13 protein-coding genes and 1 tRNA gene are annotated in these 12,179 nt (G+C 65.4%); 8 read left to right on the top strand and 6 right to left on the bottom strand.

The genetic code is table 11. The features are described from left to right. Positions 1-88: 88 nt before the first annotated feature. The 4 genes from NG1_RS36925 to NG1_RS24780 all read right to left on the bottom strand — a co-directional run bounded on the left by NG1_RS36925 (position 89) and on the right by NG1_RS24780 (position 1,667). Positions 89-328, bottom strand: a complete 240-nt coding sequence (locus NG1_RS36925) for a hypothetical protein (RefSeq protein WP_157114213.1) — start codon at positions 326-328, stop codon at positions 89-91. Positions 329-548: 220 nt separating this feature from the next. Continuing rightward, complete coding sequence (locus tag NG1_RS24790; protein WP_062974639.1) at positions 549-863, bottom strand: hypothetical protein; 315 nt, start codon at positions 861-863, stop codon at positions 549-551. After that, positions 860-1,189: a hypothetical protein gene (locus tag NG1_RS24785; protein ID WP_157114212.1), complete on the bottom strand. Its 330-nt coding sequence runs from the start codon at positions 1,187-1,189 to the stop codon at positions 860-862. Before NG1_RS24785 ends, NG1_RS24790 begins: the two co-directional genes overlap by 4 nt. Then, on the bottom strand, positions 1,182-1,667 hold the full coding sequence (locus NG1_RS24780) for a hypothetical protein (RefSeq protein WP_063910426.1): 486 nt from the start codon (positions 1,665-1,667) through the stop codon (positions 1,182-1,184). Before NG1_RS24780 ends, NG1_RS24785 begins: the two co-directional genes overlap by 8 nt. Positions 1,668-1,901: 234 nt before the next feature. On the opposite strand from NG1_RS24780, the gene NG1_RS24775 reads away from it, so the two are divergent. From NG1_RS24775 to NG1_RS24740, 8 genes are all read left to right on the top strand, one after another. Further along, entirely contained in the window at positions 1,902-3,185 is a 1,284-nt protein-coding gene (locus tag NG1_RS24775; protein WP_157114211.1) for an NsdA family TPR-like regulatory protein, read from the top strand. A 1-nt stretch (position 3,186) separates the two neighbouring features. Next, positions 3,187-3,678, top strand: a complete 492-nt coding sequence (locus NG1_RS24770) for an SLOG cluster 4 domain-containing protein (RefSeq protein WP_051021581.1) — start codon at positions 3,187-3,189, stop codon at positions 3,676-3,678. Positions 3,679-5,048: 1,370 nt separating this feature from the next. Beyond that, complete coding sequence (locus NG1_RS36920; RefSeq protein ID WP_157114210.1) at positions 5,049-5,363, top strand: hypothetical protein; 315 nt, start codon at positions 5,049-5,051, stop codon at positions 5,361-5,363. Between the two features lie 152 nt (positions 5,364-5,515). Further along, entirely contained in the window at positions 5,516-7,084 is a 1,569-nt protein-coding gene (locus NG1_RS24760; RefSeq protein ID WP_281218320.1) for an FtsK/SpoIIIE domain-containing protein, read from the top strand. Next, on the top strand, positions 7,081-7,356 hold the full coding sequence (locus NG1_RS24755; protein WP_062974629.1) for a hypothetical protein: 276 nt from the start codon (positions 7,081-7,083) through the stop codon (positions 7,354-7,356). Before NG1_RS24760 ends, NG1_RS24755 begins: the two co-directional genes overlap by 4 nt. Continuing rightward, complete coding sequence (locus NG1_RS24750; RefSeq protein WP_174554919.1) at positions 7,353-9,116, top strand: replication initiator; 1,764 nt, start codon at positions 7,353-7,355, stop codon at positions 9,114-9,116. Before NG1_RS24755 ends, NG1_RS24750 begins: the two co-directional genes overlap by 4 nt. 36 nt (positions 9,117-9,152) lie before the next feature. Further along, the gene (locus NG1_RS24745) at positions 9,153-9,371 is read left to right on the top strand and encodes a hypothetical protein (RefSeq protein WP_157114208.1); all 219 of its coding nucleotides are present in this window, start codon (positions 9,153-9,155) and stop codon (positions 9,369-9,371) included. Between the two features lie 256 nt (positions 9,372-9,627). After that, a complete protein-coding gene (locus NG1_RS24740) occupies positions 9,628-10,701 on the top strand; it encodes a site-specific integrase (protein WP_245660035.1) in 1,074 nt (357 codons plus the stop codon). A 97-nt stretch (positions 10,702-10,798) separates the two neighbouring features. Here the strand turns inward: NG1_RS24740 and NG1_RS24735 are convergent. Together NG1_RS24735 and NG1_RS24730 are read right to left on the bottom strand one after the other, a co-directional pair. Then, positions 10,799-10,874: transfer RNA gene (locus NG1_RS24735), tRNA-Thr, on the bottom strand. 62 nt (positions 10,875-10,936) lie between these two features. Continuing rightward, positions 10,937-12,142, bottom strand: coding sequence for a DNA polymerase III subunit delta' (locus NG1_RS24730; RefSeq protein ID WP_062974733.1), 1,206 nt, complete (start codon positions 12,140-12,142; stop codon positions 10,937-10,939). Positions 12,143-12,179: the final 37 nt, after the last annotated feature.

Raw genomic sequence — 12,179 nt, 5'->3', positions numbered from 1 at the left:
GCTGTCTGGTGTCGCGGGTTAAAGCACTACAGTGTCACGTTGGTGCGCGTCGCCGGGCAAGCAGCGCGGATGGAGGCGAGGTGTCGCATCATCGCTCGACATACAGCCGCTCACAGGGCAACCGGGGCAGGTGATCGGTTGCGCTGCTGGCGACACACACGGCGTCGGTGCAGTGGCGGAGATTTTCGTCTTGGATGAACACCAGGGCCGCAGTCAGGCACGCCGCGTAGTGCAGGTGGTGGCCACGTATTCGGACGATCAGGTGTACGTCGGGTTCGTGCGGCAGGGGTGATGTCATGCCGTGCGATGCGGCTGCGTCGGGCTGCATGGGGGCCTTCCGTGAAGGAGTCACCCTAGTGAATGATGTTGTGGTGCAATGAATTCGGTGGTGCGAGGGAAGGCTGGCGGGCGGGTTCGGTTGGGCACACCGATGGAGTCCCGTCCGCGCAGCCTTCCCCCTTTGGGTGCCCCGGCACGTGGCGCGCTTCCCTTGTGGTGCAAAGGGGGGACCAGGGGGCGCGTGGGTGTGCTGGGGCGGTCTGGGTGGTTCAGGTGCGGTTGATGTGCTGGCCGATGATCGCGGGTATCAACAGGTCCAGAAAGGTGAGGTCCTCGGCGGCGGGGATGTTTTCGATGATCGGATCGAGCACCGGGGCGGCATACAAGCGGCCGGTGTGCGGCCCGGCGGCGGTGCGGGCGCTGCTGATCAGTTCATAGACCACCATCGCCATCACACGAACACGAGTGGTGTCGCTCATCCCGTCCAGTACGGCCTCCGCGGTGGCGGTCATGAGGGTGCCGACTACGTCGGTGAGAACGTCGAGTTCGGCGGCGGATCGCTCGGCGTCCTGCTCATCGGTCATCGACCGGCCTGCGGGTGCCGTTTTGGTGGCGGAGCAGGCTGGGCGGCGAGGTCGGGATAGCGGGTGGGGTCGAACACGACGCGGATGCCGATCCATGGGCATTTCTGCCCTCCGAGTGCGATGTCCATCGGGGAGTCGTGGTCGGCCATGCGACCGCGAACAACCTTCACCATCTGCCCGAAGCAGTTCATCGACGGGCACTTGACCGACAAGACTTCCCCGGTCTGCTGGTCGAAGGTGAACAGGCCGCATTGCTCGACGGTGATCCACGGTTGGCAGGTCGGCCCACACCCGAACGGCAGCGCGGTGCTGAGGGGTTCAGGCATGCGCCACCGCCCGGCGTTGCCGCGCACGCTTGGCCGCGCATCCCCGGATCGCCTCGACCACCACCCGTCCCGGTGGGCGGTAGGCGTCGCGGGGCGGTTGCACCCACGCCCGGAACAAGCCGGGCCGCTGTCCGGGGCCAGGCAGCGCGATCTCTCCGGCGCGCAGGATGGACACACCGAATCGCGACATCTCCGCGAACAACCGGATGTCCTCGGGCAGGTCCGGACTGGTGAGGAACGTCCAGCGCTGCGAGCGCGGGTGTGTCAGTACCGGTCCGGCCTGCTGGCCGTGCTGGTGTATCCACGTTTTAACGTCCGAGCCGATGAACGCGGGCATCATCACCCCGCACACCCGGCCCGCGCGTAGCGTGATTCGCCCCAGGTGCGGTGGGTGGACTTCGGCGGGCAGGTCACACACCTGCCGGTAGAAGTGACATACCGACAAGGGCGTGTGCCCCAGCTGTTTCGATGAGTTCACAAGCGGCTCCCCTGCTCGATGCACTGGTATGCACCCGACGCCGGGGAGCCGATGAGGGTACGGCATCAACCCGGCGGCGCGTGCAGTGATTAGCCTCACGCGGCACCCCCGGACGTAACAATGTCGGCACCCGGACTTTTCCCGGACTTTTCTCGGACTTCCTTCGTGACAGACCGATCGGCCCGTACCGGGGGGATACCGTGGATTCGATGCAGAGCGTGAGGTGAAACGGCGATGGATAGCGCAGCCCCCCGCACCGTGTTAGAAGCCCTGGTCCGCACAGGGGACCGGAGCAATGCCGAATGGTGCACAGTCTTCAACGAACTGGCCAAACAGAGCCAGGAGAACGCGACGCTGTCCGAGCGGCAGCTTCGTCGTTGGATGGCTGGAGACGTACCGGATGCACGTCCGGCCGCGCGGCGTGTGGCACAACGAGTGTGGAAACTGGCTTTTGAAGTCCTCGTGTCGCCTCCCAACGTCGGAGGGGGACTACCACAGGCGGCTACGTCCGCGATCGATCAGTTGAATCAGGAGATAGAGATGTCCACGGAAGACTCCGCACGCTGGGTCAAACGCGGCGCTGGCGGGGTCGACGAGAATGTGCTCGAACAGCTACACGTCGACGTCCACCACTTCGCCGCCGATTACCTCACTAAGCCCCCGTTGGAACTGATACCGGGATTGACCCGGATGCGGCGTGAGGTGTTCGAACTGCTCGATGCCCGCCAACGGCCGCGCTATGTGCCCGACCTGTATCTGATCGCCGGACAGGTCTGCGCGCTGCTCGCGCACGCCTGTGCCGACCTCGGCCGCCCCTACGATGCAGACACCCACGCCCGCACCGCCTGGGTCGCCGCCGACTTCGCCGAAGATCAACACCTTCGCGCTTACGTCCGGTGGGTCCAAGCCAACATTGCGTACTGGGCCGGTGACTACCGCCGCGCCGCGCAGTATGCAGAGAACGGGCTCCGTGACATGACCGATCCGTCGACTCGACTCCGGCTCGCTAGTCAGCTCGCACGTGCACGAGCTGCGCTGCCCGACGAACGAGCGGCATTGGCGGCTCTGGACATTGCAATGGACGCCCTGACAGGGGTGCAGCCCACCACCGCTGGCGCGCCCGGCGTGATGTGGTTCGATCCTGGCAAGGCTCAGTACTACGCCGCAGAAGTCCATCTCGCCCTCGGCGGCCACCAGCACAGCAGGCTCGCCCTGGAACACGCTGAAGCTGCGCTCGGGATCTTTGACGACACGAGTCCGCCGGAATTCGTCGCAGCGGCCGAACTCGATGCGGCCCGTGCACACCTCGGCCTCGGCGACCTGGACGCCGCCAGTGACCGTATCAGCACTGTCCTGGAACTGCCGGTAGAACTTCGAACCATCCCGATCGTGGAACGGGTCGTGAAGTCGGCAGACGAATTGCGCGCAATCTCTGCCACAACGCGGGTCGCGCGGGAACTTCCCAGCCGGATTAGCCTGTTCACCAGCAACGCGGCACAACAGGCCAGCAAGGAGTGAGATGCCCCCGATTCAGGTTGCCGTATGTGGTCCCCGATCTGCCGCCGACGCTGATGCACTGAACGCGCGGGAGATCGGCAGACTGCTCGCCGAAGCGGGCGTAACGGTTCTCTGCGGCGGCGGAAGTGGTGTTATGGCCGCAGTAGCCGAAGGGGTTTCATCGGCTGGTGGTCTCGTGATCGGTGTGCGACCCGACACTGATCCCGACCGCGTATGCGAGGGCCTTTCGGCGGTGCTCTACACGAACATGGGTGAGGCGCGCAATGCCATCCTCGTATGGTCCGCTGATGCTGTGATCGTGGTCGGCGGCTCATGGGGCACTCTGTCTGAACTTGCACTGGCGAACAGGCGCGGGAACGTCCCCGTCGTCTCAATCGGTGGTTGGCAAATCCTCGACAGTGACGGCAAACCCGTCGAGTCGGCTGTGGTGACATCTACTCCGCAGGCCGCTGTTGAGGCCGCGCTGTCCGCCGTTCAGCAACGACAGCAATAACAGCAATAACAGCAACTACGGACTCTGGATAGCTTTGTGAGCTGTCGTCGTTCTCGGTGCAGGCGTATCGTTGATGTTGCTGTTGTTATTCATGTGATGTAGCTACTTCTGGGTTAATAGATTCTTCCTTCGTGTCGCACCGGCGTGTCGCCTGTTCGGGCTGAGTGTTCGAGGCCTGTTCTGCCGCAAGACTGCGAGTGCCTGCGTCTTCTGAAATCGACTTCGGGCCAAGGGTTTTCGTCGCCACTGCCGATCGCATAGTTGGGTTCTCATACCTTATCGCGGCGGTTTGGTCAATTCGACACGCCTGTACCGGTTTCAGGCAATTTTGCATGCATGGTTTTCCTTGACCTGGGCGTTTTGTGCGGGTCTCATGGATGGTAGCCAGGGAGACTGACTGAACGCTGCTGGTCCGGCCGGGTACCCGGAGCCCCAGCGGCGAGGACGAGTGTGGAAGGAACGGATCGGGTGCGAGCCCGGATGATGGTCCCCTGTGTGCGCGGCGGCTGTCACCCTAGCAAGGCGAAGATGGGTGGCGGGCAGTCGATTCCACCGCGGGTGTATGGGTCCCCGTTGGTGAAGACGCGGTATCGCGTGTGTTCTGGGGCCGTGTGGTGTCCTGGTGTTTCCGACAGTGGTGTGCGTGTACACGCATGCCCTGGTGTCGGCGCTGGTGCGGCTGCGGGTAGGGCACACCGGCTGTGTGGATTGGCTAGCTGGGCGCGCAGATCGCGAATAGGTTTACTGGACAACCTTCCTCGGGCGTGGTCCGATGGAATGTTCGGCATCAACAGGAAGGAGTTCGGATTGGTGTAGCGGCATTGCGGAGTTCTTAAGTACTCGCATGGCTGAACCCTCCGGGGGCGGAGGGCCAGCACTAGCGAGGTACTTCGGGCATGACTGGGGCTGCAACCCCTAGCCCGAAGCAGTGATACCCCTCGAGCAGAATTGGGAGTTCTGCTGTGTCCACAGTAGTGCATGGGGTGTCCCGTGGGAACGGGAACCCGTCAACTTCACAGGGTCGTAGAACTGCCGCAGACGCGGCGGGGGCGGACGTGATCCGCCGTTCGGGCTGGTAGATGCCCGTATGCCGGGCTGCTTGCGGGCGGCTGTCGGGGCAAGGGGTGTCTACGTGGCGCGTTGGTCGCGCTGCTTCCGCTGTTTCTACGACTCGTTGGAGTTTTGTTATGACACAACCTCTTCGGAGTGAAGCTCAGGAACGTCGCCGGAATATCTCGTTCGGAATCGAGCACGAAGATTTCTATTTCGGCAGTTGCTTGGTGGTCGGGCCTGTGCGTCCATTCACCGAATACTCGAATGATCCACGCCGACCGGGCAAGCATTTACGCGATGACGACACCGGTCTTCTGATGTGGAAGTTGCCGATCACCGATCCGGCGGCAGGGAATGCGGCGCGCATGTCGTATGACGTGACGTTGCTGTCGGACACCGAACCGGTGTTGCCGGGTGGGGAGTTCGCGTTGGGTGCACCGATCCGGTTCACCGGCCTGCGGGTGTCTCCGCGCGTGGGTGGCACCGGGGAGTTCCGGCACATCGCCTACGCCGTGCGCGCGACCGGAGTAGAGGCACCCAAACCCGCTCCCGCGCCGTCTTCGGGTGCTGGCGCGGGGCCGCGTAGCTCTGGCGCGTCCAGTTCGAGTTCGGGCAAGTCCGCGGCGAGTTAGCCGCATGCGGTGGGGCGGGCTCACGGCCTGCGGACATGAACCCGCCCCGCCGATCCAAGAGCACGGCAATCGCCTTGCTGCACAACCTTTTTCGTCCCTTACCTGCTACTGGCGGGTTCGTGGGCGTGGCTCAATGTTTGGAGTTTGTCGTGATGGTTCGATCCGCGAAATTCGATCCGCGTCGTGATGGGCGGCGTGTGTCCGATCCGGCGACGGATATCGAGAACATGTTGATGGACGCGCTGATCGCGCTGGCCTACGGGTTGGTGCTGTGCGTGTGGTGGGCGGTGTTGTTCCCGATGCTGTCGCTGCCGGTGGTGGTGTCGGTCGGGTTGGGAGTGTGGCTGGGGTGGCCGTTCGGTGCCGTGGCCGGGGTGGTGTCGGTGGCCGGGTGGGGGTTGTGGTGGTGGCGGTGGCCGGTGTCGTTCCGGCGGTGGGTCTCCGGCCGGATCGCGGCCCGCTTCCGCAAGTGGGCGCGGTATACGCAGCGGTGGAAGACGGTCACCGCCATGTCGGGGTTGACCTTGGAACTGGATACGCGGGTCAAGACACCCGCGATCATGCGCGCGGAGACCGGGCATGTGGTGGACGTGCTGGAAGTGGGCATGCTGGATGGTCAGAAGGTCGAGGACTGGGCGGCGAAATCCGAGGAGCTACGGCACGCGTTCCGGGCGATCGGGCTGCGGGTGCGCCACACCCGGCCTGGTTTCGTGCACCTGGAGGTCATCCACAAAGACCTGCTGCGCGAACCGATCCCCCTGCCCCGTGACCGGCGCAGCGGGGAATCTGTTGATCTGCAATCGATTCCGGTGGGTGTCACCGAGTTGGATCGTCCGTGGAAGCTGACGATTCTGGGTACGCATCTGTTGATCGCGGGCGAGACCGGCTCCGGTAAGGGGTCGGTGGCGTGGTCGATCATTGCCGCGCTGGCACCAGCGATCGCCGCCGGAACGGTGGTGGTGTGGGTGATCGACCCGAAAGGGGGCGTGGAGTTCGGGCTCGGGATGGGATGGTTCGACCGGTTCGCCTACGACAACTCCGAGATGGCCTTGCAGCTGCTGCGGGAGCTGGTGAAGACCATGCAAGCGCGGATGGACCGCATGCGCGGCAAGGTCCGCAAACTGATCCCCTCGGCCGATGAGCCGATGATTCTGCTGATCGTGGACGAGTTCGCCTCGCTGACGGAGTACTTCACCGACAAGAAGACCCGAGACGAAATCGAACGCCTGCTTGGTCTGCTGACCACCCAAGGCAGGGCAGCGGGCATCGTGGTCGTCGGCTGCATCCAGGACCCCAGTAAGGACGTGTTGCGGGTGAGGCAGCTCTTTCCGACTCGCGTCGGACTCAGGGTTGCCGAGCCGACTCAAGTTCAGATGATTTTCGGGCTCAGCGGCCGGGAACGGGGCGCGTTGTGTGACCTGATCCCGGTCAGCATGCCCGGCACGGCGTATGTGCAGATCACTCCCGGCCTGGATTTGAGCGACGCGGAGACCAACGCAGCCGAGGAACACGCCGCCGACATCGTGCGGGTACGGGCGTTCGAAGTCACTGACGACGACATCAGATGGTTGATTTCCACCTACCGCCCACCTCGGCGCTACACCGGCGACAACCCCACTCCAGCGCCCAGCCACGAGGTAGGCGGGCAGGCAACGGCGCTGCTCGAGAAGACCGACGTGGCGGACTTCCCTTACGGCTCGGATGAGGGAGTAGGCGCGTGAGCGACGACGAACTGATCTGGGTGGTTATCACGGTGCTGGCCGCGTGCCTGCGTGACCGGACACTGAACGTCGGGGTGGATGATCGGCCCGTCCGTCCGGGAAAGCGGTGGGAGCATCCCGGTTACGTGCGTCAATGGCAGATCGCGGTAGAGGTTTCCCCGTTCGCGGACGAACCGCTCGGGCCGCTGCATCCGGGCGAGTTCGCCCGCCGTCTGGCCGCATTGATCATCAAGCTCATCCGCATCATCCGGGGGGAGGTCTCGCCGTGGTGAACGACGAACCAGCCGAGCTACCCGCCACCGACCCGGACAGGCTTCAACCGGGCGGTGAAGCTGACGGTGTCGGTCGGCCGCCGACATTCGATGACATCGCGATGGACGCCGCCCGCACCCACGGCGTGTGCATTCGGCCGATGGTGCTCGAGCAGACCGACACCGAGACCGGGCGGGTGGAATTCGTGGCCGTGCCATGCGGCAACACGATGGCCGCCATCTGCCCGGCGTGCGCGGCCAAGGCCAAAGCGTTGCGGCAAACGCAGCTGCGGGAGGGCTGGCACCTGGAGGTCGAGCCCCAGAAGCCCAAATCACGCCCTACCTTCGATCAGCTCGGGCTGATCCTGTACCGGGCCGATCAGACCGCCGCCTACCAAGACGCTCTCGCTGGGGGCCGCGACAGCGACGCAGCAGAGATACGCGCCGAAATCGACTGGGCCGACAAGCAACTGAAAGCGCTCGGCGCACGCGGCACACCACCGTCGCCGGAACCGCCGGCCGCGTCGTCATCGGAGCAGGCCGGCGACGACGGCGCGGACGATTGTGGCGGGTCGGAGCCGGTGGGTCGTTCCACCAAACGGCCCGAGGGGATGCCCGAGTTGCCTCGGCTGCCGATCCATTCCCGCACCATCGGGCGGGAGTACGCCGGACGGTTCAAACCCTCCATGTTCGTCACGCTCACCCTGGACAGCTACGGGCCGGTGCACCGCGAAGACGGCACACCGATCGACCCCGACAGCTACGACTACGCGCGGGCAGCATGGGACGCCATATGCTTCGCGGCGTTGTTCGACCGGTGGATACAGAACCTACGCCGGGCGGTCGGCTGGAACGTCCAATACTTCGCCACGGTCGAACCGCAACGGCGCGGCGCCCCCATGTGCACATCGCAATCCGCGGCAGCATCCCCCGCCGCAATCCTGCGACAGGTCACCGCCGGAACGTACCGGCAAATCTGGTGGCCCCGCCGTACCGAGATGACATACACCCCGGATCGAGTACCACTGTGGGACCGCGCACAACGCACGTTCGTCGACCCCGACACGCGCCAGCCGTTGCAGTCCTGGGACGAGGCAATCGCTGCCATCGGCCCGGAGGACGATCCGGCGCACATGGCCGTGTTCGGCTCCCAGATGGACATCCGGGGCGTACTGGGTGGCACCGAGGAAGCCAAGCGGCACATCGGGTATCTATGCAAGTACCTCACCAAATCCGTGGATGAGGTCCTGGAAGCACGGACGGCGCGTCAGCAGACGCATTACGACCGGTTGCACGAGGCGTTGTGCCGTACTCCGTGCTCGCCTCGGTGTGCGGTGTGGCTGATGTACGGGATCGTGCCCAAGGGTGCGAAGTCACGCATGCAACCCGGCCAGTGCCGGGGACGGGCACATCGACGGACCACGCTCGGACTACCGGGGCGGCGGGTGCTGTGCTCGCAACTGTGGACCGGTAAGACACTGGATGACCACAAAGCCGACCGCATCGAATTTGTTCGGCAACTGCTCGCCAACGTCGGCATCACCCGCCCCGCCCGCGACCCACACCGCTACACCTGGAACACCATCACCCCCGGCACCCGCATACCCTCACGCGCCTACCTACTCATGCACGCCGTCGCAGAACGGCTCGGCTGGCGCGCGCAATACGAGAAAGCGCTACTCGCGGCGCAACATCCACCTGAACCCAGTAGCGAAGAGATGGGGTACTCGCCGGAGCCGGGCGCAGGTGATACCGACTCAGCCGACACAGCTACCGATTAGCGAACTATGGATCTCTTGACCGGAAAGGACTGCGACATGTCTGCTCGAACCGATCCGCCGGTACGCCGGTGGGCAACGACCAAGGTCGCCGCCGCGCATATCCACGTGAATCCCGAAGTGCTGCGGCGGTGGAACAGGCAACGTGACAAATACCCGTGGCTACCTCGGCCGAAGCGGGTGGGAAAGGATTTCCGTTGGGATTTGGACGCGCTGGACGCGGCGCTAGACGCACAGGAAGACACCGACGTGGGGTGAGGCACCCGTGAGGCGGGGACGGCCCGCACGGCCTATCGGCGTCCCTGGCAAGGTGATGCTGAGGGAGCTTTCGCCGGGGCGGTGGGAGGCTCGGGTTCTGGTGCGAGATGCCTCGGGTCGACGTCGGGAACTTACGCGCAACTCCCCTCTCAAGCTCGATGCGCGGGGGCGAACGGTCCCGGACCATAAAGGTGCTCGAGCGGCAAGCGCCGTGTTGGCTGCCGCTGCGGCCATCCGAGTCGACGCGGGTGGCGAGTTGTCGGAGAGCACGACTGTTCGGCAGTTGTGGGCCGAGTATCGGCAGTATCTCGTTGATCAGAACCGGGCTCCGGGGACGGTCGAGCGCTACGACTTGGTAGCTGAGACTTTCAACACAGCGTTCGGCAGTCGGCGGCTCCTGGAAGTCACCACCTCTTCGGTTGAAGCCTTCTTGAAGGATCTAGGCCAGGCCAAGGGACCGGGTTCGATGCGCACCGGGCGCAACGTGCTTTCGGGCATGTTCCGCTACGCGGTGCGCAAGGACGCATTGAGCGTGAACCCTGTGCGGGAAACCCAGCTCGCGCAGAACATCGAGGCCAAGGGCCGAACCGGTGGTGCGCGGGATATCACGGTGGATGAGCTGCGCACGATCCTGGCGGCTGTCCGCACGTCTGACCTACCGTGCCCGCGCAAGCTGTCGCGAGCCGAACGGACACGGGGCAAGCCGGTCAAGTCCTACACTCCGCCGACCGTAGCGGAGTTCTGCGAGAGCGCCGACCTGGCCGACTGGGTAACGGTGCTGGCGGGTACGGGGCTGCGGCGGAGTCAGGTGTTGGGACTGCTGTGGTCTGACATCAACCTGGACGCGCACACGCTGAGAACAACCGGGAAGGTGGTGCGGGTCAAGGGCAAGGGTCTCGTGCGGGTGGCGAACGACAACGATCCGAAGAACCGGAAGGGCGTCATTGCCCTGCCTGATTTCGTCGTGGAGGCATTGAAGCGGCGGCGGAAAGCTCTCGCTGCTCGCAAGCTGGCATCGCCCCCCAAAGGCGAGGACACGCCGGATCTCGTGTTCCCGTCCACGGTGTGGACGCTGCGGGACCCGCAGAACGTCGGGCACGAGTGGCAGCGGGTCCGTGATGCGCTCGGTATCCCTGACGATGTGACGCCGCACAGCTTCCGGGGTGCTGTCGCGACGATCCTGGACGACGCGGGCTTATCAGCCCGTGTGACAGCGGACGTGCTGGGGCACGTAGACCCGGCCATGACACAGCGGCGGTACATGGCACGCGGTCGGGCGCACCATGCCGCTGCCGATGCGCTGGACCGCGCGGTGAGCGGAGAGCCCTGAGATGAGAACGGAGAACGAATTTGTTGGGATTTAGTTGGGAGTCGAGCCGTTCGGGGTTGATCCATCGACCCACGAAAATGGCTTCTACCAGCAAGTATGGAGCCGCCTGGGGGAATCGAACCCCCGACCTTTTCATTACGAGTGAAGCGCTCTACCGACTGAGCTAAGGCGGCGTGCCTTTCGGCCAAGCGAGTCTATCCTTTCGCGGCCCGATCGCGAAAACAGGTGGTCACGGTCATTGCGCGCGGGCCGCGATGAGGGCGGCGGCCATGGCGGCGAGGGCGAAACGGGGTTTGACGTTCAGGTCGAGCGCGGTGCGGCAGGCGAGCACGGCCTCGATGGACTTCAGCAGGCCTTCGGGGGGCACACGCTCGGCCAAGTCGTGGATCTCGTCGGACAGGTCCGGGTGGGTGAGCGCGATGCCGGAGCCGAGCCGGGTGGCGCCGAATCGGACGGCCAGCGCGTCCCGGTAGACACCCGCCACGTCGATCAGAGCGCGATCGAGTGCGTCGCGGCCGGTGCGGGTCGCGCGGGACTTCTGCCGCCGCTCCAAGTCCTTCAGCACGCCGGCGGAGCCGCGAGTCGCACTCGCCGCGCCCTTGCCGGTGCCGCCCGCGCCCATCGCGGTCGCTAGTTCCTCGCGCTCGCGTTCGTCACGGGTAGCGCTCATCTGTTTGGCCTCGTCGTCGGCCGCGCGCACCAGCTCGTCGGCGGCGGCGTAGGCCGCGCCGGGCTTCCCGGATGCGGTGACCAAGGCCAGAGCGCGCCGGCGGCGGGCTCGCGCCTCTTCGTCGGTGGCGAGCCTACGGGCACGGCCGACATGGCCGCCGCTGATGGAGGCGGCCCAGTTCGCGGTCCTCTCGTCGAGGTTGTCGCGTTCCCGCAGCACCCGCGCGATGGCGGGCACCGATGGCGTCACCAGGTGCACGTGCCGGCAGCGGGAGCGCAGTGTGATCGAGATGTCCTCCGGGTCGACCGAGGGGGCGCACAGCAGGAACACCGTCCGTTCCGGCGGCTCCTCGACGACCTTGAGCAGCACGTTTCCGGCCGCCTCGGTCAATCGGTCGGCGTCTTCGATGACCACCACCTGCCAGCGCCCGGTACTCGGCCTGCGCGAGGCCACCTGCACGATCTCGCGCATCTCCTTGGTGCTGATGCTCAGGCCCTCGGGCACCACCCGGCGCACATCGCCGTGCGTGCCCGCCATGGTCGTGGTGCAGGCGTGACACCTGCCGCACCCGGGCGTCCCCGAGTCGGTGCACTGCAACGCCGCCGCGAAGCACACCGCCGCGACGGATCTGCCCGAGCCGGGCGGGCCGGTGAACAACCACGAATGCGTCATCGCGCCTTCGACCGCTCCCCCGCGCGCGGCTACGGCGGCAGCCGTCAACTCGGACTCGACCGCCTCCTGGCCGACCAATCGATCGAAGACTCCCGCCACGCCGTACACCCTATCGGCCCCTCCCGACAGTTTCGGG

The sequence above is a fragment of the Nocardia gamkensis NBRC 108242 genome, assembly GCF_001612985.1.
In the GTDB taxonomy this organism is placed as follows: Bacteria; Actinomycetota; Actinomycetes; order Mycobacteriales; family Mycobacteriaceae; genus Nocardia; species Nocardia gamkensis.
This window is presented reverse-complemented; position numbering and strand designations above follow the sequence as displayed.